Annotated in this window: 25 protein-coding genes and 2 pseudogenes; 20 read left to right on the top strand and 7 right to left on the bottom strand. The window is 45.7% G+C overall.

Annotated elements, in window-relative coordinates; genetic code table 11:
• Positions 1-45: 45 nt before the first annotated feature.
• Positions 46-489, bottom strand: coding sequence for a GNAT family N-acetyltransferase (locus tag ADU23_RS27275; protein WP_053376638.1), 444 nt, complete (start codon positions 487-489; stop codon positions 46-48).
• Positions 490-1,555: 1,066 nt separating this feature from the next.
• Between ADU23_RS27275 and ADU23_RS33000 the strand changes: the two genes are divergently transcribed.
• Positions 1,556-1,711, top strand: a complete 156-nt coding sequence (locus ADU23_RS33000) for a hypothetical protein (RefSeq protein WP_157265992.1) — start codon at positions 1,556-1,558, stop codon at positions 1,709-1,711.
• Between the two features lie 32 nt (positions 1,712-1,743).
• Here the strand turns inward: ADU23_RS33000 and ADU23_RS27265 are convergent, their stop codons facing one another.
• The 3 genes from ADU23_RS27265 to ADU23_RS34415 all read right to left on the bottom strand — a co-directional run bounded on the left by ADU23_RS27265 (position 1,744) and on the right by ADU23_RS34415 (position 4,271).
• Positions 1,744-2,724, bottom strand: a complete 981-nt coding sequence (locus ADU23_RS27265) for an NAD-dependent epimerase/dehydratase family protein (protein ID WP_053376636.1) — start codon at positions 2,722-2,724, stop codon at positions 1,744-1,746.
• Between the two features lie 579 nt (positions 2,725-3,303).
• Positions 3,304-3,954 carry a DUF2306 domain-containing protein gene (locus ADU23_RS27260; RefSeq protein ID WP_231637546.1) on the bottom strand — a complete coding sequence of 217 codons (651 nt, stop codon included), beginning with the start codon at positions 3,952-3,954 and terminating at the stop codon, positions 3,304-3,306.
• Between the two features lie 122 nt (positions 3,955-4,076).
• Positions 4,077-4,271: a response regulator transcription factor gene (locus ADU23_RS34415; protein WP_082311228.1), complete on the bottom strand. Its 195-nt coding sequence runs from the start codon at positions 4,269-4,271 to the stop codon at positions 4,077-4,079.
• 499 nt (positions 4,272-4,770) lie between these two features.
• Between ADU23_RS34415 and ADU23_RS27250 the strand changes: the two genes are divergently transcribed.
• Positions 4,771-5,370 carry a TetR/AcrR family transcriptional regulator gene (locus ADU23_RS27250; RefSeq protein ID WP_053376634.1) on the top strand — a complete coding sequence of 200 codons (600 nt, stop codon included), beginning with the start codon at positions 4,771-4,773 and terminating at the stop codon, positions 5,368-5,370.
• A 241-nt stretch (positions 5,371-5,611) separates the two neighbouring features.
• Entirely contained in the window at positions 5,612-5,914 is a 303-nt protein-coding gene (locus tag ADU23_RS27245) for a transposase (RefSeq protein WP_442950631.1), read from the top strand.
• 177 nt (positions 5,915-6,091) lie between these two features.
• On the opposite strand, the pseudogene ADU23_RS34410 reads toward ADU23_RS27245, so the two are convergent.
• Positions 6,092-6,430, bottom strand: a pseudogene (locus ADU23_RS34410) (transposase); the annotation flags it as partial.
• A 287-nt stretch (positions 6,431-6,717) separates the two neighbouring features.
• On the opposite strand from ADU23_RS34410, the gene gap reads away from it, so the two are divergent.
• The 8 genes from gap to ADU23_RS34405 all read left to right on the top strand — a co-directional run bounded on the left by gap (position 6,718) and on the right by ADU23_RS34405 (position 11,994).
• Positions 6,718-7,719, top strand: a complete 1,002-nt coding sequence (gene gap, locus ADU23_RS27240; protein ID WP_053377852.1) for a type I glyceraldehyde-3-phosphate dehydrogenase — start codon at positions 6,718-6,720, stop codon at positions 7,717-7,719.
• Positions 7,720-7,746: 27 nt separating this feature from the next.
• Entirely contained in the window at positions 7,747-8,154 is a 408-nt protein-coding gene (locus tag ADU23_RS27235; protein ID WP_082311225.1) for a MarR family transcriptional regulator, read from the top strand.
• Positions 8,155-8,301: 147 nt separating this feature from the next.
• Entirely contained in the window at positions 8,302-9,048 is a 747-nt protein-coding gene (gene hemQ, locus ADU23_RS27230) for a hydrogen peroxide-dependent heme synthase (RefSeq protein ID WP_053376632.1), read from the top strand.
• Between the two features lie 186 nt (positions 9,049-9,234).
• Positions 9,235-9,438: a hypothetical protein gene (locus ADU23_RS27225; protein WP_053376631.1), complete on the top strand. Its 204-nt coding sequence runs from the start codon at positions 9,235-9,237 to the stop codon at positions 9,436-9,438.
• Positions 9,420-10,088 carry a GerAB/ArcD/ProY family transporter gene (locus ADU23_RS32460; protein WP_082311224.1) on the top strand — a complete coding sequence of 223 codons (669 nt, stop codon included), beginning with the start codon at positions 9,420-9,422 and terminating at the stop codon, positions 10,086-10,088. Before ADU23_RS27225 ends, ADU23_RS32460 begins: the two co-directional genes overlap by 19 nt.
• 63 nt (positions 10,089-10,151) lie before the next feature.
• Positions 10,152-10,334, top strand: a complete 183-nt coding sequence (locus tag ADU23_RS33350; RefSeq protein WP_197286113.1) for a hypothetical protein — start codon at positions 10,152-10,154, stop codon at positions 10,332-10,334.
• A 107-nt stretch (positions 10,335-10,441) separates the two neighbouring features.
• Positions 10,442-11,119 carry a helix-turn-helix domain-containing protein gene (locus tag ADU23_RS27215; protein WP_053376629.1) on the top strand — a complete coding sequence of 226 codons (678 nt, stop codon included), beginning with the start codon at positions 10,442-10,444 and terminating at the stop codon, positions 11,117-11,119.
• Positions 11,077-11,994 (top strand): IS3 family transposase, encoded by a 918-nt coding sequence (locus ADU23_RS34405; protein WP_157266197.1) that lies wholly within the window; start codon positions 11,077-11,079, stop codon positions 11,992-11,994. Before ADU23_RS27215 ends, ADU23_RS34405 begins: the two co-directional genes overlap by 43 nt.
• 214 nt (positions 11,995-12,208) lie before the next feature.
• Here the strand turns inward: ADU23_RS34405 and ADU23_RS27205 are convergent, their stop codons facing one another.
• Positions 12,209-12,919, bottom strand: coding sequence for a response regulator transcription factor (locus ADU23_RS27205; RefSeq protein ID WP_053376627.1), 711 nt, complete (start codon positions 12,917-12,919; stop codon positions 12,209-12,211).
• A 341-nt stretch (positions 12,920-13,260) separates the two neighbouring features.
• Between ADU23_RS27205 and ADU23_RS27200 the strand changes: the two genes are divergently transcribed.
• The 9 genes and pseudogenes from ADU23_RS27200 (at position 13,261) to ADU23_RS27160 (ending at position 24,004) form a co-directional block, all read left to right on the top strand.
• Positions 13,261-13,914 carry a response regulator gene (locus ADU23_RS27200; RefSeq protein ID WP_053376626.1) on the top strand — a complete coding sequence of 218 codons (654 nt, stop codon included), beginning with the start codon at positions 13,261-13,263 and terminating at the stop codon, positions 13,912-13,914.
• Positions 13,914-14,240, top strand: a complete 327-nt coding sequence (locus tag ADU23_RS27195; RefSeq protein WP_053376625.1) for a c-type cytochrome — start codon at positions 13,914-13,916, stop codon at positions 14,238-14,240. Before ADU23_RS27200 ends, ADU23_RS27195 begins: the two co-directional genes overlap by 1 nt.
• A 450-nt stretch (positions 14,241-14,690) precedes the next feature.
• Positions 14,691-15,287 (top strand): annotated as a pseudogene (locus tag ADU23_RS33820) (SDR family NAD(P)-dependent oxidoreductase).
• Between the two features lie 84 nt (positions 15,288-15,371).
• On the top strand, positions 15,372-16,547 hold the full coding sequence (locus ADU23_RS27185) for an MFS transporter (protein WP_197286112.1): 1,176 nt from the start codon (positions 15,372-15,374) through the stop codon (positions 16,545-16,547).
• Between the two features lie 512 nt (positions 16,548-17,059).
• Positions 17,060-18,004, top strand: coding sequence for an ABC transporter permease (locus ADU23_RS27180; RefSeq protein WP_053377851.1), 945 nt, complete (start codon positions 17,060-17,062; stop codon positions 18,002-18,004).
• Positions 17,998-18,894: a carbohydrate ABC transporter permease gene (locus tag ADU23_RS27175; protein ID WP_053376622.1), complete on the top strand. Its 897-nt coding sequence runs from the start codon at positions 17,998-18,000 to the stop codon at positions 18,892-18,894. The genes ADU23_RS27180 and ADU23_RS27175 overlap by 7 nt, the downstream gene beginning before the upstream one ends.
• Positions 18,895-19,005: 111 nt before the next feature.
• Positions 19,006-20,610, top strand: coding sequence for an extracellular solute-binding protein (locus ADU23_RS27170; protein ID WP_053376621.1), 1,605 nt, complete (start codon positions 19,006-19,008; stop codon positions 20,608-20,610).
• Between the two features lie 121 nt (positions 20,611-20,731).
• On the top strand, positions 20,732-22,177 hold the full coding sequence (locus ADU23_RS27165) for a response regulator transcription factor (protein WP_053376620.1): 1,446 nt from the start codon (positions 20,732-20,734) through the stop codon (positions 22,175-22,177).
• Between the two features lie 165 nt (positions 22,178-22,342).
• The gene (locus ADU23_RS27160; protein WP_231637544.1) at positions 22,343-24,004 is read left to right on the top strand and encodes a cache domain-containing sensor histidine kinase; all 1,662 of its coding nucleotides are present in this window, start codon (positions 22,343-22,345) and stop codon (positions 24,002-24,004) included.
• A 45-nt stretch (positions 24,005-24,049) separates the two neighbouring features.
• On the opposite strand, the gene ADU23_RS27155 is transcribed toward ADU23_RS27160, so the two are convergent.
• Positions 24,050-26,755 carry an MGH1-like glycoside hydrolase domain-containing protein gene (locus ADU23_RS27155; protein ID WP_053376618.1) on the bottom strand — a complete coding sequence of 902 codons (2,706 nt, stop codon included), beginning with the start codon at positions 26,753-26,755 and terminating at the stop codon, positions 24,050-24,052.
• Positions 26,756-26,824: the final 69 nt, after the last annotated feature.

The raw sequence follows: 26,824 nt of genomic DNA, 5'->3' as shown, positions 1-26,824 counted from the left end.
TGATCAAACTATTGGGAGGATAGTTTAATCAGGAGGTACGTCGAATTACAAAGGTTTCGACATATATACACGTCTATAACCATCTTCTGTTCGGCGTTCCAATTCAATAAATCCGAGTTTGGGATAATACGCAAGGTTTTCAGTCATTACCTCGTTTGTGTATAGGCGAACTTCCTGAAACAATGCTTCTTTAGCAAAGGACATTGCAAACTCAATTAATTTGCGTCCGATTCCCTGTCCTTGGAAAGTAGGGTGGACTGCTATATTTTCGATCAACAAGTAATTATCCTTCGGAATTAGCACAATTAGACCTATTAATTCATCCCTGTCAGTGACTATATATACAAAATTATTCGAGACAAGTTCTATATAATCTGCAAGCATAGGGGCAGGTCTTTTCCCAATTCTATCAATGTATTGGTTGTAAGCTGCATTCACACACTCAACAATAGCTTGTCGATGGTGTTGTTCAGCGATCCGAATGTTCACAACATCCGCCTCCTTTATTTAGTTTCTATTCTACCAATAATGTTTCACAGTTGAAATAAAGGGGATGATAGTTGTAACTAATACGAAAGCAACCGCTCGAGGATCATCTGCTGTTATGAGCCAATATGGTTAGATACATACGAGCGTTCACTCGGCTTTTAAATTCTGCGTGGAATCATTTAAAGTGACTTGACCTACTTCTTAGAGAGTGACAAAGGGAGTTTCAAACTTACGGAGGAGGAACTTTCTATCTATCGTTATCCCACTTCGCATATTGTCCATCGCGACTAGGGCGGCTCGGTTCCGATCTCGAGCCGGTGCTGGGCAGCTGGCTGCTCGAGTGGCTGAAGGTGCGCGTCTTCGAGGTGAATTGGATTGCCCGGGGGCGTCCTCATCGCCCATCTGAAAACACGCCACTTCGGCGTGCTTGATCCCGGGGGAATGGGATCTGAAAGGAACGACCGAAAGGGGAGAAGGTTGGCAAAGCTTGACCTTCAATCAAGGGGAAACGCTTATCGCTCAAGGGAAAGCGGCTTTCCAGGCTAATGGAAACCAGCGTCTTGAATCAGGACGCATGGGTTTCTTTGTTTTTTTTTTTGGGATAAGAGGGATCGTTTGGACAGGAGAATCGAGTGTTTTGTTTTCAAGATCCAATTGCCTTAGACTCTGATTGTTTGTCGGCACCGATCTGTAGGGGAAACCAAGAAAGTGATCAACGCGTGGCAATAAGTGTTTCAAACTAATATATATAATTATGAATAAATAAAAGTAATTACAAGAGTAAATATTTACGAAAAAATATTAATTTGAAAAAGCTCTCATAATAAATTCCGTTTACTATAGGTGACGCGCTCATGCACTGCATCATGTTTTAACTAACTAGGAAGGAGAACTGAGTTGTGGATTCAAAGCATTTTCAAAAAATTTTTTTAGAGAATCTAGAAGATGCGGATGTAGCGAAGCTGCTCAAATATCGAATACGGGCTGTAAGCGCAGATAATGATAGTGATTAGAGCGGAATGCTTAACGCGTATACTACACCGGAAAAAGTTACGGACGCGTGAGCGTGACCTCAACTTCAACTACATCCTTAACGGTAAACTGGCCAATAGTTGTCGGCGCTACTAATTATACAGCTGAAATCGATGGAACGCCGATTTTGGCTTACATTGCCAAAATCGGCGTTCCATCGACAAAAAGAGCAAGTCCAGAGAACGACTAGCCGGCGATTGCCGTCGTTCGCCCTCTAAAGCACTATCGTCGAGCAGATGGTTCCTCATAGCTTTGCAAGCCGGCATCGCGCAAAGTTCTTCCGACATAGCCCAACTCTCGACGTGCAGCGGCATCGTTGACTGTGAACTCACGCCCGATCATGCGTATCATCGAGCGTGAGATCGGCGGATCGCCGTCTTTCCGCGTGACGGCCCAGATAGTGTCGAGCAACCGGCCAATGGCAGAGGCAAGCCAGTAGGGCATGGAACGCAGTTTATCGATGGACAGGCCCTGCAAGTTCGCGAGCGAGGAGACGAACTCACGGAAAGTCTGCCCTTCCTGGTCTTTGATGAAGAAGGCATGACCGCCTTCTCCGCGTTCAAGAGCGCATTGTATGGCTTCGACCACATTGTCAACGTGACAGGTTGCAAAAGCGTAGTCGCCGCGGTCGATGAAGGCGAACTGTCCAGATCTGACTGCTTCGGGAAGCGCTCGACTAAACGGATCATCAGGCCCCCAAATAACCGGTGGGCGGAGCGCGATGGTGCGAAAGCCGGGTCTGTTGGCTGCCAGAACCAATGGCTCGGCCATTGCCTTGCTCGCCAGGTAGGCGGAGAAGTGGTTCGGGAAAATCGGCGCGCTTTCATCGGCGTCGCGGACGGGCGTACCGCCATTATCCATGAGGATCCCCGCCGCACTGATGTAGACGAATGTCTTCGCACCGGCGGACTCAGCTGCCTTCAACAAGGCTACGGTACCATCGACGTTGGTACGGAAGAAGGGTTCGCGAGGCCCTGAGAAGCGGAACAGGGCAGCCGCGTGCACAACCGCATCAATCACCGGCAACATGAGTGGCGTGTTGCTTTCGAGATCGGCATCGACTGGCGTCGCACCCATGGACTTGAGTTTGGCGTGAGATGATGTGGAGCGTGTGAGAGCGAAAATCTGGTGACCGTCCTCCACGAGTTTCGTGATCAGGCGGCCGCCGAGTAGACCGGTGCCTCCCGTGACTAGAAGTTTCATTGTGTTCGTCCTTTCTGTTCGGGATTTAGGATGGACCGTATGGCGTCCTCGCGGATTTGCTCCAGGACCTCAGAAGTGGGTAGCACCACCTTGCGTAGCCGAGCTGTGACGTGAAGTAGGGATGCAGCATTTGCAGACGCCCAAGTGAAATCGGCAGCCACCTCCACCGTCGTTTTGAGCCGGCCCTCAGCGGCAATGGCCGCGATGCGTTGGATCAGGCGTCAGCTTGTCCCACTGGTTCAAGCTGTACGCTGTCGCCTGACCGATCAGACTTTTGGGCATAATCCGGGACTTCTGCCAATGTGAATCGGGCAACCGTGCAGTACAACTTGACACACAATTATCTGGAAAAATGAATGGAAACTTATTATTCTATTAGTTAATTAGGGGCACAGCGTAACTTTTCTTTGCTTGGTGATTATGAAAGAAAATTAACAGCCTAGAGTTCAGTTAGGCTGACGAGAACCATTCATGTTCCCATCGATTCTCCGTTTCATAAAGAACGCGTACCTCTAGACACTTGCGGTTTAATCGTCGGTTTGTGAGTCCGTCCATTAAAGAAGCGGTGGATGTTTATTATCACCGAAACGACACTGTACTCCCGCCGGCCTTTCGTCTCCGAATGATCCATTCCGCCGCCAAAAAAAGAAGTACGATCGTTCCTATAACACTCGCCGTATATCCGACCTCGTAGCTCATTCCCAGCGCGTTGATGAAGAGAAGCATAAGCGTATGAATCATCTGATTTGTAAAGCAGAACGCGTAGCTGCGGATCATCCAGCGGCGGTGGTCTTCAACCCGTCCTTGTCTAATATGGAAGTATGCGGTCACTGTTATAAATATCCAAATGATATTAAGCAAATTGAAGGCTACACTCACGACCTTGCCTCCGGTCGCAAAAGGAGCCATATAGCCTGATGTGATGCATACGGCCAGTACGGCGACGACATAGACGTAGCCGAGAATACGATGCGTTTTCCGGTACTTACGGAGCTTGGCGCTAGCAAAGTTTATGGCGCCCGCAGCGATTGCGATGCAAGCGAAGATGACGTGAACGTTCAGCATAGTTAGCCAGACAGGTAAGTTCATCGGACGGGTGAGCTTGGTCTTGTGGCTCAAAAAAACCGACGCATCCGGATCCAGGGCGAAACGATTCAAGAGCGTCCAGAAGACGAAGGCTGCCGCAACGGTAATCAGGAGGCGGAAAGCACTTTTAGCGTTCATCAGCATGAGGCGCGTCACCTATCAATCGGCGAGAATCACATTCACTGCGCAGCCGGGAAAAACGGAAACCGGCGAATGTGAAAAATGAAACGAAAAACCAGCAATTAAGCGAGAACAAGAGACTGTGACTAATCGTCATGGCGCAACTCCTTTACATGTTGTTTAGAGTCATCAGCGCCAGCTTGAAAACTCTCCAGCATCTGATGGTCGTTATGAGTCACCAAGATAACCGGCACCTCATTATCTTTCTTGATCTTAGAGCAAAGAGTGATTCCATCCTGATAAGGTATTGCTGCATCCAATATAACGAGACTATAGTCGATCTGTCATGCTTTAAGAAATGATGATTTACCATCATATGCTTGATTAACCATGTATCCTTCCTTCTCAAGATTTGATTTAAGAAACATTTGAATGCGTCTATCACGAGCAACAATGAGAATTTTGGTTCCGTATTTAAAAAATATATAATCACTTCCTTGTCCTTGCGTACCCTACATATTCATTATGCGATACGAATCGAAAAACAAGAATAACTCAATGGGGCTATATACGAGTCATCCGATCCGTCCAAAGCCGTTTATGCCTACTTTTACAGTCATTCTCAAGTCCTCCTATAAGTGTTATTTATTCCTAAGAGGCGAATACCTCTCATGAAATCAAAATGGCTCGGCGCTATTTCATTCTGGACCGTCTTGTTTTAAAATAAAAAGGTACCGAATGGTATCTTTTTATTTTAGCATAATTCTAGTGAATGGCAAGGTCGGAATTGTATAATTTGTTTATAATAAATGATTAGAATAAGATCATTCGGAGGAACCTATGAAAAAAGGAGATCGAACAAGAGAGCACATTATTATGGAATCGGCAGTAATCTTTAATCAAAGAGGTTATGCCGGTACATCGTTAAACGATATTACTGCCGACACCGGAATTAAGAAAGGGGGCATCTATCGACATTTTGCCAGTAAAGATGAGATTGCACTTGAAGCCTACAATTACGCTGCCAGTCAGGTTAGCGGGAAATTTGCTGAGGCGGTCGACCAAGAGCAGTCTGCGTCAGGGAGGTTACTTGCATTTTTTCGTGTATATGAAGATGTTGTCGATAATCCACCATTTATTGGCGGATGCCCCATGCAAAATACAGCTGTAGAAAGTGACGATACTCATTCGGAACTTTATGATCGAGCAAGGCAGGGGCTGCATACCTTCTTGGATATGATGAAAGGTATCATTCGTGACGGGATCAAAGCTGGGGAGTTTAGGGAAGATCTGGATTCGGATGCGCTTGCTTCATTTGCCTTTTCCTTGTTGGAAGGAGGCATTTTGCTCAGCAAATTGGATGGGGATAACAAGCACATGCTAATGAATATAACAATCTTCTCGTCCTATTTGCAGCAATGCTGCTTAAAGACCAGTTAAACTGTGGTGAACTGGCACATCGGAATAGAACTGGGTATAATCGATGGCAGTCCAAGTAAGGTTCAAAATATACCTAGGTAGAGATGCATACAAAACGTAATTGTCCCCATACTAGACATACTGTAATAAGGCAAAAAAACTGCACCTCCAATTGTTAGTCGTGTCTAACAATTGGCGGGCAGTTCATGATCAGCAAAAACCAAGCGAATACGTACTATTTCGATGTGGAAAAGTGCAAGCGATGTCCAAATTCAAGGAAGAATGCTATACAGACGGAGCTAAAACTAAAACGTATTCGGTAACGATAAAGTCCAACGAACACACCGAACAAATGGCGTTTCAAGAAAGTGAGTACTTCATAGAAAAGTCGAAGGAACGTTACAAGATTGAAGTCAAGAATAGCGAACTTAAGCACAGGAACGGGTATGATGTAGCCACATCCTCGGGTCTATTAGGCATGGAGATGCAAGGAACTATGGCGATATTTGCTGCTAATCTAAAACGAATACTCAAATTAACAGACTTAAAAGATAACATTGCATAGAAAAATTGGCCATCTGCTTCGTTTTCGAGAGCAACGGGCCATTTTTTATGCTACAGAATCATTAAGACTGAAAAAAAACTAAGTTCTTCAGTGGCCTCGGAATTCCTCGGCTGTCTTTTTCTCGTATCGATTAATACAATGAGCTCATCCCTTGTAGACGATATCCTCGTTACTTTGTTCGGGACTATAGGGAGGCAAAAAGATAAGTTCTAGACGATCGCGCTGCTTCTTAAGGAAGCGCTCGAGCACCTTGGCGTGATATGCCCTGGCATTATCCAATGCTAGGGTGATTTTACCTTTAGGATAGGATTCTATTTAACAAACCATATATGATGAAGAGCTTGGTAATCACGAATCATGGCTTCATCTTCAAACCATAAGTGATCAATTTCGCCGTTCTCGTAATTTTTTTAAACCTTTGGAAGGTTGATTCGACAAACTTTTATTGCTTTTCTTTGTCGGCTGCCGCCAGGGTATACGTTGGCTGGTATAGCTTATACCTAGCCGGTACCGAATGGAGTAACTAATTTTTCACGCCTCGACACCAATAGAGTCGATGAGCGTTCGTTGTAGTCACACCTGACTTGATTACTGCCTTCGATATAGGTTACCAATTTTGTCATACGTGTATGCAATGGTTGTTCCATCTACCCGTGTTTCCTGCGAAACAAGCCGCCGTTTATGTCCGCAGCCAGGTGTCGTTATGTCATCGTTTCCAGTTAGTGTGGCAATTCAATATCAAATTTTACGGCCGAAACCTTGCCAACGTCTTAAATCCTGATATAATAAAGGTACCGATCGGTATCATTTGTTTTAAAATAAACCCATTCCAAAAGCGACTCGTTTTCCGTCGAATTCAAGAGGTGGAAAATATCGAGGTTGTAGCAATAAACGATTTAACTGACGCAAAAATGCTGGCCCATCTGCTCAAATATGACACTACACAAGGCACTTTCCATGGTGGTATCGAAGTTCATGATGGAGCCTTTACTGTTAACGGTCAAGAAATTAAAGTGCTGGCTAACCGCAACCCTGAAGAAATCCCTTGGGGCGAGCTTGGYGTAGATATCGTACTCGAATGTACWGGTTTCTTCACCACCAAAGAAARGGCSGAGMTTCACCTGAAAGGCGGAGCAAAGAARGTYGTTATTTCCGCTCCGGCAACAGGCGACATGAAGACCATCGTGTATAACGTAAACCATGAAAYACTGGACGGAACRGAAACCGTCATTTCSGGYGCTTCYTGCACAACGAACTGTCTAGCTCCCATGGCTAAAGCTCTGAACGATAARTTTGGMATTCARTCSGGRTTRATGACAACCGTKCACRCYTATACAGGYAAYCAGAAYACYCTTGAYGCGCCAGATTCAAAAGGARACTTCCGCGCAGCACGGGCTGCAGCAGAGAAYATTGTTCCTTACTCYACCGGTGCKGCWAAAGCCATTGGCCTCGTTCTTCCYGAAYTGAAGGGCAAACTTGATGGTGCMTCTCARCGTGTRCCTGTWSCAACAGGCTCCGTAACRGAACTCGTARCCGTWTTGAACACTAAGGTAACGGTTGAGGAAGTTAACGCCGCTATGAGAAAAGCATCAGATCCAGAAACAYACGGATACACGGAGGACGAGATCGTATCTTCCGATGTGAAGGGAATGACATTGGGGTCTCTTTTTGATGCCACWCAAACAAAAGTTCTAACAGTTGGCGACCAGCAACTGGTGAAAACTGTAGCCTGGTACGATAATGAAATGTCTTACACCGCGCAACTGGTTAGRACATTAGAATATTTCGCAAATATCGCCAAGTAACATTGCTGCAATTCTTCTTGATTCTACCTGCAAGAGTCAAAAGAGCAGGGGATTTCCGAATATTCTGCTAATCTTACATCTTTATACGTCATTGACTGTATTGGCAATAATGATCCCATCAACAATACAGCACTTGCCGAAAAAATGGATTTAACGAAAGCAAGCATAACAAGGATAACGACCACATTATTAAAAGATGGTTTTATTGAGCGTATCCGTCTTAACGATAACAAGAAGGAAATCCACTTCAGATTAACGGCAAAAGCGCAGGAATTATATGTACTGCACGGAAAGCTGCATAAGCAGGAGCAAGATCGGTACTTCAGATTTCTAGAACGTTGCACTAGTGAAGAGTTAAGCTTTATCAAGCGATTTTATCAAGTCATGATTGATGAATTAGAGGAAAGAATGATAGAGAGAAAGGCCATTGATTAAGAGGAAATGCGAACAGTGAAGCTGATAGCACAGCCTCTATGAAAGGAGTCATAAAATGAGAGATTCTGAGGAGTTGTTCGAAGAGGTAGACGATGTATTGAGAAGATTGCGTACTTTTTTAATCGGCGATGGAGGGGCTGAAGTAAGATGAGTGAAGCAACAGAAACGCTAGAGGGTTGGTACGCGCTGCATGATTTCCGCACAATCGACTGGGTTGCCTGGAAAGGTGCAACCGCAGAGGAACGCGAGACTGCAAAGCATGATTTGATGATGCTTATCAACGAATGGTCGGCGGTCGAATCACGGATGGAAGGCAGTTTGGCAATGTACGCCGTCGTCGGACAGAAGGCAGACATTATGTTTATGAACCTACGTGAGACACTCGAGGAGCTGAACTCAGCGGAGAATGCATTTAATCGTTCCGAGTTCGCCAAATTCGTGAAACCAGTTTACTCGTACGTCAGTATCGTCGAGCTGAGCAGTTATTTAGCACCTACCGGCTCCGATCCGATGCAAGTACCCGAAGTAGTCGCTCGCCTTAAGCCAATCCTACCCAAGGCGAAACATATCTGCTTTTACCCTATGAACAAGCGACGCATGCTCAACGATAACTGGTACATGCTGTCTCTGGAGGAGCGCAAAAACTTCATGCGCAGTCACGGTATGATCGGCCGCAATTATGCGGGCAAGGTCAAGCAGATTATCACCGGCTCGGTCGGCTTCGACGATTGGGAGTGGGGTGTCACACTGTTTGCGGACGAGCCGCTGCAGTTTAAGAAGCTCGTCTATGAGATGCGGTTCGACGAGACTAGCGCACGCTTCGGCGAATTCGGCCAGTTCTACGTCGGCAACATACTCACACCCAGTGTCTTGACAGAGTTGCTGAACGTGTAAAAGAGACGCCGACGGCTAAATTATGCTTCACGGATTTGTTGTTTTTTATCTTTTGACAGTTCTAGGTCCTTCTGCTCTAGTGCAATGATCGTCGGGTTACCCTCTCAAACCACTAAGATGACAAGAAGGCACGCCAGTGAGGGGCGTGTCTTTTTGTCATTTGAAAATAAAAAGAGGTGATCGATTATGAACAAACAAACGAGCTTTTTAGGAAGCTATTCGTTTATTACATGGACAATAGCGATACATATTATTGACTATTTTATGCCCGAAATGCCGATCATCCTTGCTGTTCTGATCGGAACCATTTTTTCACTCTTTGTCGCTTATCATGGTATTGAGGTGATCTCCAGACTTGCGCTGCTGGCTCTATTCGCTTCATTTTTTTAGATATAGGCCTACTTGCAGGTACGGTAGGAAATTTTGAAATCGATCGGTTTCGCCCTGTTTTGGAAAACGGATGGCTGAATACCATCTGGTCAGGTCGTCATTTTGGTTCGGATCGGGCTATATCCGCAGTTATGACATTATTTATATTGCCTCATGTGAATAATAATCGGACTTGGAATAAGCTCGGAATTGTGTCAATGATATTGGCGGGAGGGCACATATTACTATGGCCTGTTCTGGAAGTTGGTTTTTTAGGTCCAGAAGTGACATCTCAATATATCATTCCCTGCATGGAGCTTTTCATAATGGTAAAAGTAGGTATTTTATACCAACGATTTGAAATCGAGATGCTTAGCTTTGGACTATTACCGGCAATCACTCAACTTACGATGAGTCTATTGTGCGGAAGTTTAGCAATTTCGCAAACTTTTGGGTTAAAAAACCACAAAACTCTCCTTGTGCCAGTAGCTTTACTTTTTACAGTTGTCTCCTACTGGGTAACAATTGAATATAAGAGAGCTTCAGACTTATTGTCTCGAGTTTGGCCCTTATTATCTCTTTCGATTGCCATTATAGTTCCCTTGGTAGTTTGGCTCCTTGGACCTTGGTTGCTAAAAAAACATTTGCACTCGGGGGAGGGGCATACATAAAGTATCCTCGCCCCAGCTGCTAGTTCGAGCCCCCCTAGCAGTACATTTGTGGCGCCTCGCTTCTTGGACAATATTGCTGTGGTGTTTGGGCTTGATAAAGAGCGCTATCAACCAGTTATGATTATTTCTGTGGGAAAAGCTATCGGAGAAGTAGTTCTAAAACAACGATCGTTGGAATTGGGATGGGATATGGATTTAAGAAGAGATTCTGGCCGAACTACACTTGTGGTATGGCAGACAAAGTAATTGGAAGGAACGAAAGGGCTGCCCAAGTTCATCTGACTTGTGATATGCTCCCCAAATAGTGGACAGGTGAAATAATAAAAACCTGCTGCTATGAGGGGAGCATTTTCATGTCTAAAGTTAAATATCACGCATCGGAGAAACGTACCATTATCAAAGAGATCGAAAGTGGTGAACTTGGCCTTATGGCCGCTGCGTATAAATATGGGATATCAAAAACAACCTTGGTGAAATGGCAACGCCGGTATGAAGTCTATGGTTTTGATGGATTAGAGATTCAAACGAACAACCGTAGCTATTCCGCAGAACTTAAGCTACAGGCGGTGTTGGATTACCTCAAAGGGGAATTATCCCAATACGATATYATTGATAAATACAAGATTGCGAGCAGAACACAGCTTTCCGATTGGGTGAWGAAGTATAATAGTCATAGCAGCTTAAAAGCCTATAAAGGGGGAGCAAAGGCTATGACGAAAGGACGTTCTACGACCTGGAAGGAACGCATAGAGATTGTTCAATATTGTCTGACTCATAACGAGGACTACGGGAAGACAGCRGAGCAGCATCAGRTCTCTTACCAACAGGTGTACCAGTGGGTGAAGAAATACCAAGACGGCGGGCAAGATGCGCTTCAGGATGGACGGGGACGTAAAAAGACCGAAGAAGAGTTAACTGACACAGACCGCCAGAAGCTTGTCATGAAGAAGCTGGAGGCTGAAAATGAGCGTCTACGGGCAGAAAATGCATTCCTAAAAAAGTTAGAGGAACTCGAAAGAAGGCGACGCTAAGTCAAGTACGTCAGGAAAATATCTACCTCGCTATACAAGCCGTTCAGCAAGACGGCCAATTCAGCATAAAGGCGTTGTGTGAAATTGCAGGGATTCCACGATCCAGCTATTACAAATGGCTGAACCGCAAGCCCAGCGTACACGAACGGGAGAACCAGCAACTCACAGAAGCGATGATCGCGCTCTATGAGAAGGTAGACGGTATCTATGGGTACCGCCGTTTARCGCTTCACTTATGCAGAGAGATGCAGCGGCGGATTAACCAYAAACGCATCCAGCGCCTCATGCAGCTGCGAGGTATTCAGTCGGTGATTCGCAGAAAGCGAAAGAAATATGCACCGTCAACGCCTCAACACGTGGCAGAGAACCTGCTAAACCGTGAATTCACTGCGACAAAGCCGAACGAAAAATGGGTAACAGATGTAACGGAATTCAAATATGGTCATGGTCAAAAGGCGTATTTAAGCGCCATCTTAGACCTCCACGACAACACCATTGTRTCCTACGTATTCGGGCACTCGAACAACAACAGCCTCGTGTTTCAAACCGTCAAAAAGGCGATGAAGGCAGCACCAAGGWGCAGACCCATGCTGCATAGTGACCGAGGCTTTCAATACACTTCTCTACGATTCAAAAAGTTATTTGGCAAAAAATTAACCCAGAGCATGTCTCGCGTAGGGAGATGCATCGATAACGGTCCCATAGAATMCTTCTGRGGAACTCTAAAATGCGAAAAGTATTATTTGCATACATACCGAACTTTTGATGAGCTTGAACGGGACATTGAGGCCTACATCCACTTTTACAATAACGAACGATTACAGGCAAAATTAAACGGCCTCAGTCCAATGGAATTCAGGACTAAGGCCGCTTAACGGTTTTTATTATTTGTAGCGTCTACTTGACGGGGTGCAGTTCATTCTACTCTTGTTGCATCCGTTTATTGGTTTTGACTAACTTGTCTTGAATTTCATTATCTTCTCGTACTAGCTTAGCACCTTTTAACATGACATAGGCGCCACCGCATAGAAATAATCCTCCTAAGATAAACCAATACAGCATTTCGATTACCCCTCTCGCTAGTTGGTATTATACGGGGTCTCGTAGAATATATCCGATTCCCCATATAGTTTGAATCATGTTACGTGAAACGGTAGATGCTTTGGACAATTTATCTCTAATTCTTTTTATATGGGTGTCAATCGTACGGTAATTTCGAGGTTGCTCATGTTTCCAAACCACATGAAATAAATGCTCCTTCGTTAGTACAACATTAGGATTATTAGCCATATATAAGAGTAATTCATATTCCTTCAATGAAAAATGAACAGGTATATGGTCCACAAGAATTCTATGCGCAGATCTCTCAATAATCAGATGAGAAAGCTTAATTAATTCCCTGTCTCTAATAATTAAACCGTCAGATCTCCAAGCCGTGTAGCGTTTAATGATCGCTCGGATGCGTAGCACCAACTCTGTGGAACTGAAGGGTTTGAGTACGCAGTCATCAGCGCCAGCTTGAAAACTCTCCAGCATCTGATGGTCATTATCAGTCACCACGATAACCGGTACCTCATTATCTTTTTTGATCTTAGAACACAGAGTGATTCCATTCTGATAAGGAATTGCTGCATCTAATACAACGAGACTATAGTCGAGATGTCGTACTTTAAGTAATGAGGACTTACCATCATAGGCTTGATCAACCATACAGCCTTCCATCTCAAGATTTGATTTCAGCAGCATTTGAATGCGTTTATCACGAGCAACAATGAGAATTTTCGTTCCATATTTCAACAAATAGATAATCACTTCCTTGTCCTTGGATATCCTACATATTCATTATGCGGAACGAATCAAAGAACAAGAATAACTCAATGGGGCTAGATAGATGGAGGGATGTTACAGACTTTTGAACAATAAGAGCACTCACCGTATGCTTGAACTGAACAACTCATAAGATTCAAATTATATTCATACAATAGGGACTTCTTTAGCTCTATCGAGTCATGTGAAGTCCTTCAGATTCGGGCACAATGATAGGTATATAAGTCGAAATGAGAAGGTTAGTTCAGAAATATTGGAAGGTTGTACTTTTGTGATTTTCAGAAGATTAGAGGAGCGGAGGTTCATTAATAACAATGGCGCAGCCAATACGTGTATTAATTGTAGATGAACATAGGCATGCACGTGAGGGAATGAAGGTCATTCTAAGTTCAAATCCCATCTTTGAGTTAGTTGGAGAGGCCGAGAACGGCGTGGAAGCTATTCAACTCACAGACATATGGATGCCGGAGTTAATCCTTATGGATATTAACATGAAAGGTATGGATGGGTTAGATGCTACGAAGGAAATTAAATCTCGTTTTCCCTACGTTAAGATTGTTATGGTTACGGTATCAGATGATATCACTCATTTATTCGAAGCCCTAAAAAAAGGGGCGCAGGGCTATTTGCTTAAAAATTTAAATCCTGGAGCCTGGCATGAATATTTGAAAGCAGTCATTTTTGACGAAGCACCGTTATCCAAAGAACTAGAACTGCGTATTCTTCAAGAATTCGCCCACAAGGATACTCCTAGAGTATTCAGCGATCCATTAACGCCAAGAGAACAAGAGATATTACTCTGGGTTACTCGTGGATCCTCCAATCGTGAGATAGCAGATAATTTGAGTATTTCTGAACATACTGTTAAGAATCATTTGAAAAATATATTACAAAAACTGCAGATGGATAACCGCATTCAATTAGCAAGGTATGCTTATGAACAAGGGTATAATAAAAGGGGATATTAATGATTATGAAATGGACTCGAACCATTGCACTATTGGCTATTACAGGTACAATAGCTGGATGCAGCAGCGCTTCAGAGCAAGACATACAAGCTGTAAGTGGAGTTAATGATGCAGAAACTATCTATAAACAAAAATGTGTATCCTGCCATGCAATTGATCTTCAAGGTAGAGCTGGCCCTAACCTACAAAAGGTTGGTGCAAAATATACACAAGACGAGCTATTCGGTGTAATTAGTGAAGGAAAAGGAGGTATGCCTTCCTTCGAAAAACGGTTAAGTGAGGAACAAATAGATGCACTAGCTGTTTGGTTAGCATCTAAAAAATAATACATGTTATTATTTCAAACAGGCAACCACGAAATGGTTGCCTGTTTGAAATTTTCCTTTGTTGGTCCAAGACATTCTTGATTAAGTTATAAAAAACAAAACGAGAAAGAGAGATTTTGTGAATAAGTGTTCGTCCAGGTGCGGATTCAGCGTCAATTAAAAAGAATCTTGATAAACTCTGGGCCATTGTAGCTCAAATGACCTCCAACCTTGATTGTGTTACCATTGGAGATTTTTGCCGGCAGCATGGACTGGAATAATATATATTCCCGTCACAACAGGAAAGGCTATTCCAATTTAGGTATCATTGGTGGAGGTAAGGGGACGGAAACGCACCCATCATTCAACCAATAACACATCTAACCCATGTAATACCCGTATAAAGATTTCGTCATTTTGTTTGTACTCACATAAAAGGCTTTATTTTTATAACCCAAATAGAGATATACCATTAGATTCAAGGCGGACGTGTCGAAGGCGAACGAGATGGAGGCCCTGTACAAAGAGGTGGTCAATCGGTATGGTCACCTTGATGCCATTGTAGCCAACGCCGGTATCGGGGACCACGCTACGCTGGCGTCGACAACAGAGGAACATTTCGATCGGACCTTCAGCATCAACGCCAAGGGCGTCCTCTTCACCGTTCAAAAGGCTATACCGCACATGAGTGAAGGAGGAGCGGTCGTCATCATCGGCTCTACAGCTTCGATCAGCGTGCCTCCCGGTATGGGTATTTATGGCGGCTCGAAGGCGGCCGTTCGGAACTTCGTCAGGGCTTGGATCCAAGACATCCGGGGCTAGGGGATCCGAATCAACGTTCTCAGCCCTGGCGCCATTGATACTCCATCTCTTCGCAACGAGTTGGCGGTCGCATCCGGGCCGGAGCAGGTTGACGCTGCCGTCAAGTCGATGGGGGAAGGAAATCCCCTCGGCCGCTTGGGCAGTCCACGCGAGATTGGTACTGCCGCTGCCTTTCTCTGCAACGATCTGTCGAGTTTCGTCACTGGCGTCGAGCTGTTCGTTGACGGCGGTATGGAGCAGTTCTGAGAGTTGTTAAGATAAATTTTGCTTCTAAAAAAGGACCTCATCCCCATAGCTTCTCTTCGAGAAACAGAAAGGAAAGTGATTTATGTGAATTTAAAATCCAGAATTTCTTTGTTGGTTCTAGCCGTAACGGCAACTTTCGGTACCCTGATTGCTGCACCGGCGGTTAATTTGTTAGCTGTTACTTTCCCGCACGTTAATACGCTACTTATTCAATGGGTTGTAACTCTGTCCTCACTGTTTATATTACCGTCCCTGTTCATGGCAAGTTATCTCGCAAGAAGGTTCCCAAGAAAACACATCCTAATAGTTGGGCTGCTGCTCTATCTAATCGGCGGCATAGGCCCAGCGTTTGCTAGCTCATTTACGGTAATATTAGTGTTTCGGGCTATTTTGGGCATCGGTGTCGGGTTGGTCTCACCTGCATTCAACTCCTTGATAGCAGAGAATTTCCAAGGCAAAGAACGAGTGAAGATGAATGGATACGTTTCAGCCATTAACGGACTCGGAGGTGCCTTATTCCTTACCGTCGGAGGGATTATCGCTTCATATGGCTGGAGGGCGGTATTTCTCACGTATTTTTACACAGTGATACTACTAATTCTTGTCGTATTATTTCTCCCGAAATTTCCACCGCTACCCGTACGCGAAAAAAGCCAAATAAAATCAAGCAAGATACCACGCACATTCTATTTTCTTGCAGTCGGGGGCGCGCTGGCTGTCATGCTGTATTTTCTAATTCCCACCAATCTGCCGTTATATTTGTCGGATAACAAGATTGGATCCGCATCTACGGTTGGTTATCTAATAGCGCTTTCCATGCTCGGCACCTTTGTAGCTGGTTTGAGTTTGCCTGCATTAGCCCAAACATTTCGCAAGATGCTTGTCCCTATTGCTCTAGTGATGTATTGCCTTGGTTTCTTGACAATCAGTATGGCGCATTCGGTATGGGTAGTGGGCATTTCTGTAACACTAATAGGCTTTGCACAAGGGTTGATATTCCCAATAACATTAAACAAAACAGGCGAGATTGTACCTACAGCAAGCTTACCGGCGGTGATGTCATTATTCCTAGCACTCGTTTATATCTTTCTGTTTTTAAGTCCGTTATTTATGAAAGTCATCCAAGCACTGTTTCACTTTTCCTCAACTCGAGAAACCTTTATGTTGTTGGCTAGTGGACTGCTCTTAACAGCGATTGGTTTTGTATTTTCAGCAAGAATGCAAAATCGTAAATCGTTTCAAGTCAGAACAAGTGATTAAGTAAAGCATTCTTTGAGGCAAATAAACAATCCGATCAGAGACTTAGTGCAAGAATGGTTCTTATTAGTAATAAAACAGGAGCAGTTCAACGAGTCGCGATTTACGTAGAAGAGATGAAGAGGGCGTTGGATTTTTATCGTGTGCTGGGGCTGTCTATTCCGGACAGCGCCGACGAAGCGCATCACGTAGACGTGGAGCAAGAAGGAATTGTGTTTGCATTCGATATGGTGGAAGCGGTAAAGCGTGTTTTTGATGGCTGGGAACATCCAGTCGGCTACCGAACAGAGCTAGCTTTTCAGTTCTCCAGCAACGAAGCACTGGATGACGTGTACCGTCAGTTGACGTCGCTTGTTTTTATACGCGTAGGTGGCTGCTTAAGCCCGCATGACTTATGTCGCCACGGTTATAAGTTATTACCAAATTCATTTATAAAAGTACATTTTTATAATTTCCCCGGTAGCTATAATGAAAATATGAGAGCTCCTCTTAATACAGCCGGAAGGATGAAAGAAATGAAAGCGGTTTTAGAACAAGACTACGCTTCAATTAACAAGAAAAATAAATTTCTTCACAACGTCAAAAGAGACAAATGGTTATACGCTCTTCTACTGCTGCCCTTTGCCTTTATCCTGATCTTCAAGTATGCCCCGATCTACGGCGTTGTTATGGCCTTTCAAGATTACAATATTTTTGCGGGAATACAGGGGAGTGAGTGGGTTGGATTGGATGTGTTTGAGTTCATTTTCCAGCAGGACAGCTTCTACCGTGCGCTCAAGAATACGCTGCTGCTGAATGTTTATGACTTGATCGCGGGCTTCCCGGCGCCGATTATTCTAGCAATTTTGCTCAATGAAGTGAGAATGGCGAAATTTAAGAAAATAACGCAAACCGTATTATATCTGCCTCACTTTTTATCCTGGGTGATTATTGGCGGCATGGTCTATCTGATGTTCTCCAACAGCGGCATGGTCAACACGTTCCTGGCGAACCTGGGCCTTGCGAAGATCGAGTTTCTGTCGCAGAAGGTGCCTTGGTTAATGACTTATATCTCTGTTGGCGTATGGCAGCATATCGGCTGGGGAACGATCATCTATCTGGCGGCAATGACGGGAATCAACAAGGAATTGTACGAGGCCTCCGATATTGACGGATGCAGCAGACTTCGCAAAGTATGGCATATTACGCTGCCCGGCATTAAGTCAACGATCAATATTTTGCTGATACTCCAGATTGGCAGAATGGTTTCCATAGGGTTTGATCGACCGTTTGTAATGGGCAATTCATTAGTCAGCGATTACTCCGACGTGATTAGTACATTCGTATACAGAGTTGGTATTAGTTCGGGGGATTTCTCCCAAGCGACTGCGGTAGGATTGTTCCAATCCGTCGTTGGCCTAATCCTGCTGATTGGTGCTAACTATATCGCGAAGAAATTGGGTGAGGATGGGATATGGTGAGCATGGCGAGCAGTTTAGGCAAAAAGAAAAAAATGAGCGTGGCGGATATCGTCATTATCGTATTTATCGTGGCGTTATCCTTCACGTGTATCGTTCCGTTCCTTTATATGATTGCGCTTTCCTTAAGCTCCAACGAAGCGATTATCTCTCAAAAGGTAGGGCTGTGGCCGGTGGGCTTCACCCTCGAAACGTACAAAACCATCTTAAGCGACGTGGAGATGCTGTATACGCTTGGTTACAGTATTCTGCTTACGGTTTTCTACACCGTGGTATGTATGTTCCTGACCATTTGCGGAGCTTATCCGCTGACAAAAAAGCGGCTGATGGGAAGAAACTTTATCCTGTCGGCATTGGTCTTCACCATGTATTTCAGCGGTGGTTTGATTCCTTCTTATATACTGGTTAAAAACCTGGGGATGATGAACACGGTGTGGAGCTTGGTGTTGCCGGGCGCCATGAGCGTGTTTAACCTAATCATCCTGAAGACGTTCTTCACCAACCTTCCAGAAAGTCTGGAAGAATCGGCTGCGATTGACGGCTGTTCGGATCTGGGCATTCTCATGAAAATCGTGCTTCCTCTGTCGCTACCATCGATCGCCACGTTAAGCCTCTTCTATGCGGTAGACAGATGGAACGGTTTCCAGGATGCGCTGTTCTATATTACGGATAAAAATCTGTATCCGATGCAGATGAAGCTGTACCAGATCATTTCGGCCAATCAGCAGCTGGACAGCCAGCAAGGCGGAGAAGGAAGCGCCGGCTCCTTCATTGTGCCCGAGTCATTGAAAGCGGCCAGCGTTATGTTTACGACCATACCGATCCTGCTCATCTATCCCAAGCTGCAGAAGTATTTCGTAGACGGCGTAATGACGGGAGCCATTAAGGGCTGATAAGGATAAAATTCGGATGGAAAGGGGTGATTGCCGGGCTGGGCTGGTGGATGTAAAGAGGCTTTGCGATAAGAATCAGTTCATATCTATCATTTGAAAGGGTGGTTTTAAGTGAATACTGGTACAAAGAAAAAAGCAGCCATTCTGTTTAGCACAGCGCTGCTTGTCGGTGTTATGGCAGGCTGCGGTGGGAATAACGGCAATAATGAACCGGCGGCATCAAACGGTGGATCCCCGGCTGCAGAAGCTTCTTCTGGTCCCGTTGAAACCTTGACTGTAGAAGTGTTCGATAGAGGGATTCAAGGACAGTCGGACTTGAATAACAACACGTGGACCAAATACGTCAACGAAAAATTCGGTAAGCCTAATAACGCCGTCGTAAAATTTGTTTCCGTGCCTCGTTCCCAGGAAGTCGACAAGCTGAACGTACTCATGGCTGCCAACGAAGCGCCAGATATTTCCTTCACCTACGACGGTACGACCGTAACCCGTTTTGCCAAAAACAATGGCCTTTATACGCTGGACGAATTGCTCGAGAAGGATGGCCAGCAATTGAAAACTTATCTCGGCGATACCGTTCTTGACTACGGGAAATACGAGGGCAAACAGGTCTCCATCCCGGCGAAGCGGACTTTGCTTGCCTGGAACGGATTGTTTATCCGCAAAGATTGGCTCGATAAGCTTGGACTGCCTGTTCCGACGAACAAGGAAGAATTGTACGATACGCTCGTTGCCTTCCGCGACAAGAACCCCGGCAATGTAAATGGCGTCATTCCGTGGGCGACTGCGGCTGCCGGCATGAACTACACCTTTGGCAATCTGGTTCCATCCTTCTGGGGTCCTATGTCGGAGGAAGAATTCGTTACCACCACCAACTGGCTGAAGCCCGGCAACAAGGATGCGTATAAATGGCTGAATAAGCTGTACGCGGAAAAACTGATCAGCCCCGACTTTGCTTTGGACAAAACGGCTAAGCAGGCGGATGCCAACGTAACGAACGGCAAGGTAGGCTTCTATGGGGCCAACTGGGATTATCCGATGGTGCAAAAAATTCGCGAGCCGCTGAAACAAAATGCGCCGGATGCGAACTATATTCCTATCGATGTCTTCAAGAACGCGGAAGGGAAATATATAAAAGAGACATATAACGAAAACGGACTTTTCTCTTTTATTCCGAAAAGCAGCAAACATGCGGAACTGGCTATAAAGTATCTGAACTGGATGGCCGATCCGGAAGTGTTGTTCTTCCTGCAGTTCGGCGAAGAAGGCGTCAACCACACGATGGTAGACGGCATCCCGCAAGGGATTGCGCAAACCGGCGAAAATATGCAGATGAGCAATCTCAATCTGGATTATACGCTCGTTGTTAACGGCGCGGAGCTGGGCGACACCGAGAAAAATGTCAAAACGTACGCGGCAGCCTTGGCGACCGGAGATAAAGACTATGAGAAAATGGCTGTTGATTCCTATAAGATCAACACGACAGACGGCTATACCGGCTTTTACTATGGCGTCCCGAACGAAGCCAGCATCAAATACGGCAAAACGCTGGGTGATATGAACAAGCAAATGATGGATCGGCTGATTGTTGTCAAGCCGGCCGAATTCGACGCCTTGTATGACAAGCTGGTGAAAGAATATATGGACGCTGGCGGTAAAGCGGTTCAAGAAGAGAACGTGAAGCATTACAGAGAAATTAAAGAGAGCAGTAAGTAATTCATAAGATACGGATAAACCATCGTTTGCTAATGACTGTGGTTTATCCGTATTTTAGATTGCTATTACTGGGAAGCTTTGCTATCATTTCGAAGAAATCCACAAGTTCAGGAGGATACCCATGTACAAGGTCATGATTATTGATGATGAGTCGTGGGCGCTTAAAGGAATTCGCAACGCCTTTGACTGGGATAAGTACGGTTTTGAAATTATAGGCCAATTTACAAGCGCTTACAAAGCGTGGGTTGCTATTCTAGCAGAGAAACCTGACTTGGTATTTACGGATATACGCATGCCGGACATTTCCGGACTTGATCTCATGAAGAGAGCCAAATCGCATAATCTGGACACTGAGTTTGTCGTCGTTAGCGGATACGCGGAATTTAAATATGCCCAGGAAGCGATGCGCTATGGCGCGCTTAATTATTTCCTGAAGCCTTTGGACGTAGATATGGCAGATTCATTTATTGAGGAGCTTGCCATGCATTTCTCCAAAAGAAGCGCGGCACGCAATCAGCTCCTTCTGGATGCGCTGACCTCGCCCAATGAGGAGGAGATCAAACGCTATATGCCGCTTCCGGGTTGCGGGGCGGTATGTTACTACCAAGTGCTTTCCATCGATTTCGCAGGAGGCAACAAGGATTTTGGAAAGCTGCTCTCTTTGGAAGAAAAGCCTGTTACGGCTGTGGTAGTTGAATCCGGAACAAGTAAAAGGCTGATTGTTCTAATGACGGAACATAAAGCTTGTTTGGAGGAACTTTGGGATGAATTAGTCGCGAACAATACTGGCATGAATACGGTGGGCGTCAGCAGCATTTCCAGTCAGCTAACGCATATGAGCAAGCTGATTAAAGAGGCGGATCTGTCTGCCTCACAGGTTTTTTTGAACGAAGTTGGAAGGGTCGTTCATTACAAACCGAAGGTTCATTTGGTGAAACCATGTATCGAAGAGATTAATCGGATCGTTCGGGAGGACCAGCCTGGCGACATGGATGCGTACATAAACGGGCTGCAGGCATACTTCAAAGAACAGCAGCTCGGCATGAGCGAGGTTGTCTACTTATGGAACCAGGCAGTCGGGATCCTTATAAACGCCTACGCCGAAGAATTGAAGGATATGGAAATGGAATTCCTCAATTATTCCGAGATTAAAGAACGATTCGAACACTTCGAATCTTTGTGCAGCTTTTTGCATGACGTCCTCGCTTCCATTACGCAAGGGAACAACCGACCGTTGCAGGAAGGGGACATTGTATCTTGCTTTAAACGAATGGTAGCCTATATCGACGGTCACTATGAACAGAAATTGTATTTGAAAGATTTGTCCGCCCAGTTCTATATTAATCAGGTGTATTGCTGTCAATTATTCAAGAAAATTTTGGGCAAAACCTTCTCCGAATACGTGTCGGAGCTCAGGATTAAGAAAGCCCGCGAGTTGTTGAGGAAAACGGACCTGTCGATCGAGGAGATCGCCATTCAGACCGGGTATGTGGAATACTACTATTTCAATAAGGTTTTCAAGAAACATTGCGGAATAACGCCTTCTAAATTCAGAAAAAGCAGTTAACGATGAACGGAGCGGCAGGCCATGAAGACCAGTAGACTGAAATTGAAACATCAGATATGGCTTATCTTTTTTTTCGCTATCGTTATATTTACAGTCATGGTGTTGTATTTCTTCAATAGCTTCTCTCATCTAACCCAGAATAGGGCCGCCAATTTTGGAAACCAAATGATAGAGCAAACGCGAAGCAAGATTGATACCGTGTTTAATGATATCCGGGTCAGCACCGGCATTGCGGTCAACAGCAAACTGATTCAGGAATATACCGTAGTGGATGATGATTACAAAAGGGCGTTTGATAGCGGTAATTATGCACTGGATCTCATGGATTATATGAGATCCTTTAATTCGTATGTGAGCGGAATCGTCATTGATGACGTTCGGGGGAAGCAGCTTTACAGTCTGGATTCATCGGGCGGCGATATTTTCTTTCTCAAACGCTACGACAGCTTTATCCGGACGTATAAGAAGGACCCTTCGCTTCGGGAAAAGGGGCAGTTCACCACTACTTTAAAAGACGATAGCACGGGATCGGAACAGTTTTTTTATATCGCGCCGATTGTGGAATCTATTGGTGGCATCTATTTCTCGCAAATAACGGGTTATTTCACCGTAATGGTTAATATGGACAAGCTTCAGGGGCTTGTGGAAAATACGGAATTGACGCCGCACACCACTTTGTACATTTTGGACAGCCAGGATGAGGTTATTGCGTCCACGAATGCCAAGACACGAGGAATGTTGTTCAAGGATGTACTGTCTATGAATAAGGACAACCTGCTTAACGGCGTGAATACAACCATCGACGGTGAACGTATTCTCGTTCAGGTCAAAGGTTTGGAGCAGGCGGATGGGTGGCGAATTGTTAGTTTGATTCCGGTTCATGAACTAACTGCGGACATGAACCCTATGAGGAAGGTCAGCATTATCGTGGGGATCGGGATTATTCTCATTCTGATTATGATGGGCATTTTCTTCATGAATAGCCTGATGAATCCGGTGATGGGGCTTGTTATGGATATGAAGAGGGTAGGGAGAAGGGACAGGGGCTTCCGAATTAAAGTCCGCTCTACCAATGAAGTAGGCTCGCTGGCTCGCGATATCAATCGGATGATGGATGAGATGGAGGAAATGACAAGGGATATGTTTAATACCCAAGCCAGATTGTACAAATCCGAGCTCAGCCAGAAGCAAGCGGAGTTTTCTGCCCTGCAGAGCCAGATCAACCCGCATTTCCTGTATAATACGCTGAATTGCATCAGCAGCATCGGATTGGAATACGGAAGCAGGGAAATCGCGCAAATGACGTCAAGCATGTCCAAAATTTTCCGGTACAGCATCAAGCAAGATGAGCTTGTGCAGATCAAGGAAGAAGTGGACTGTATTCAGGCCTATATAAAGATTATCTCTATTCGGTATGATAATAAATTCTCTATGAACGTGGATGTGGAAGAGCGGCTGCTTGAGTTGAGAACCCCAAAGATGATTCTCCAGCCTATTGTCGAGAATTCCGTCTATCACGGGCTCGAGCGGATGGACCAAGGGGGGCGGCTAGAGGTTACCGGGAGCATGGATGAGCAGGAGGATGTGTGCTTCTGTATCAGGGATACCGGAAAAGGAATGGAACCGGAGGAGCTGGCCGCTCTCCAGGCTAAGCTGGACACGGATTATCCGGAACGCGCGCAAGACGGCCAACCGTCGCAAAGCATCGGATTAACCAATATCCATAACAGGCTTCGGCTCCTTTTCGGAGAGCGCTATGGGATCACCATAGAAAGCCGGATTGGCTATGGAACAATTGTAGTCGTTAAGATTCCGTCATTGGAATAGCAGGCAACTAGTAAAGGCCTGAATGGCGTATTCAGGCCTTTACCTTTATTCAGCGGGCTGAATCCGGATCGACGCTTGCGACAGACAGTTGGTTATCATGAGCTCCACTCCTCCGTCAGGGTGGCTTGTGCATACGACTTCGCATCCTGTGCAGTTAGCCTCGTATTCGAATCCTTCGGCCAGATTGACCCGTATATGAAAGGGCTGATCGGATTGTCCGGCGTAATGAAACTCTGCCTGATATTCCGTAAAGTCATCCTTAATGCGTTGCTGCAGCATCCAGACGTTAAAGCCTGTCGTAACCTTACCCAACTGATAATAGGACGCAAACCAATTGATGACAGGCGCCGATAACCCTCCGAAGTGATGCCAGCCTGCGCCGCATCCCGACTGCACGATAAAATGCTCGTAACAATTGTAAGTGGCTTCGGTCTCGCGTTTCCATAATTCCAGCGCCGTGTTTGCAATACGGTAAGCGAGGTCCGGATAACCGTAATCGAACATCGTTTTCCAGAAATACCACTGATGAGGCATCCAGACCGCACCGTTCCAATAACCGTCTGCCCGATAATACGGGGCGCTTTGATCAACGGTGGATAACCCGATTGGCGTCCAGAAACGTTGTTCGTCAAACAAGGCTTCAATCAGACGCCGGGCACGGTCTTTGCTGCAGATCCCTGCCAGGAGCGGGTATAAACCATCCATTCCCCTATTGTAATTCGCTCCGGAGCCGTGATGCAGAAGACCTTCGTATTCTCCTTTTTCGTTATGCAGCACATAGCCGTAATAGCCGGTCTCCTCATCCCAGGCATAAGCGTCAAGGGCATTGCTCCATCTACGGATATCCTTCTCGTATTCCTGGATGTCTATATCCCAATCATCAGAAGATGCCGCCGCCATCCTAAGGATTTTGGCGATTCGTATGAGCTGACTCGTCGCAATGACGGGAGCTGCTTTATCTTCTAATTTTTGCTCATGCACGTATTTCTGAGGAGGGTAGTCATCCCATCCCCCGGAGTTATAGAAATAATCCCAGGTTTGAAGCAGACCGGTTTGAAATACGTCCGTTGTTGAACCATTCAATTTGCCTGCAAGGAATAAGTAGTATTGCTGTAACCTCGGGTAGAAATAGTTAAGGAACTCTGGAGACTGCTTGCGGTTCCATAACTCGTGGAACAAATAATGCTGCACGGGAACCGGGCTGCCGTGATGAATAAAGGCTGCTTCAGGATCTCCCGGCTCCGTCATATAAGCATTTAAGCAATCAATCGCCCGGCTGTCATCGAGATCGGCGAAGCCAAGTCCGATAAACCCGGAATCCCATGTGTACAGGGAATCCCACCATCTCCCCGGCGTGTTGTGACGAATAAATTGTCGCTTGGTGTAGACCGGGAAAACCGTATTGGTCAGCAAGGTCGCCCGCATGAGCTGCTGGCTGAAGGAATATCGGTCGCCCGAAGGATAAGCGGGAGGAGACTCCAGCTTATTGCGTTCCGCTAGATAGATAGACTCGCAGCTGCTGGCATCCAATGCAAAGCATGCCAGACGGGCATGTACTTCTTCCAAAGTCCCGCCGCACACCATGCCGTGAAGAACAAGGGATGAAGCCGGGTTTAGGGGAATAGGACGCATAAACACATTCGTATAATTTCCTTTTCCGTTGCCTTGCAAAATAGCACTCACATGATTGTGCACCGTGTAACGGGCGAATTGATCAAGCTCGTCCGTTCTGAACTGTCTGATCTCCGCATCGGGATAATTCCACAACAAGCCGTAATAGCAGGGGTTATCCGGATAATGAAGAATAAGACTGCCGGGAACGGGACCTTTCAGTAGTTTCGGTTCCAAGCCCCAAGGGAGATCCACGAACGCAACCTCTTCGGAAGTCTGCTGCTCGACAAGCGTAAAGCCGTCAAGAACAAGCGGGTTAGCACTCCGCGTGCGAAGACTAACGGCAACTTTTCCTGCAGGCAAGTTCCCGATATGCAGTTCTGACAACGTTAAGCTGCCGGATGGTTCCAGATGAAGCCGGTACTCCTGCTCCCCGAGCCGAAGCTCGAGCTCCACTCCTCGAATGGCTTGACCGCGCAGCAGGAACACGGCGTCCTTCAGGGAGGTCTCGAGGTTTATCTCATATCGGAGCAGATCTCCGGGATCCGTTCCGAATGAACCGCCAACAGCCGATCCGCCCGTAAAATGCTGTCCGCGAATTTCCCCGCGCGCCAATCCGTCGTAGACAAGACCGTTTGCAGGCCGCGGCTTGGCAAAGATCAATTCCTTGTAATCCAGCGCATTTACCCATTTTGCTCCATCAGGAAGCCGTGCTTCCGCGAAGATTTGGACTTCGCCGTGTCCCGGCAGCCGGGGAGGCTGGAGCGAAGCCATCGCGTTTAGCACCAGATTTTGCGGATACTCCGTTTGATTGGCGAAGTTAACGCGGATAAGCCGGCTCTGCTCATCAATCCGGCTGAACGATATATCCGCGTAGACGCGGTCCTTCCATTCGAGTTCATGACGATGGGAGAAATGGCTGAAATCCGGCGAAGCCTCCCAGGGATGATAGCCGGATTCCCATAAGACATTAGGAATGTCTATTTTTCGCCGATAGAATCCGGGCATTAAGCTTAAATCAAATCGAACGCCTTTCGACGGATCGTTAATGTGGGAAATACCTATATATTGCTTGGCATAAGGTCCCCAGGAAGGCAGGTTCAAGTCATGATTATTGGAAAGACGCTGATAGTCATTCATGTCGGACGGCTCCTTAGGCTATGGCATTTTCTCTTTATTGTAAAGGCAAGGTGCCCGAAAAAGCCTCTT

Source organism: Paenibacillus sp. FJAT-27812 (genome assembly GCF_001273905.1).
GTDB lineage: Bacteria > Bacillota > Bacilli > Paenibacillales > Paenibacillaceae > Pristimantibacillus.
Note: the sequence above shows the minus strand (reverse complement) of the source record. Positions and strands in the feature narration are given on the sequence as shown.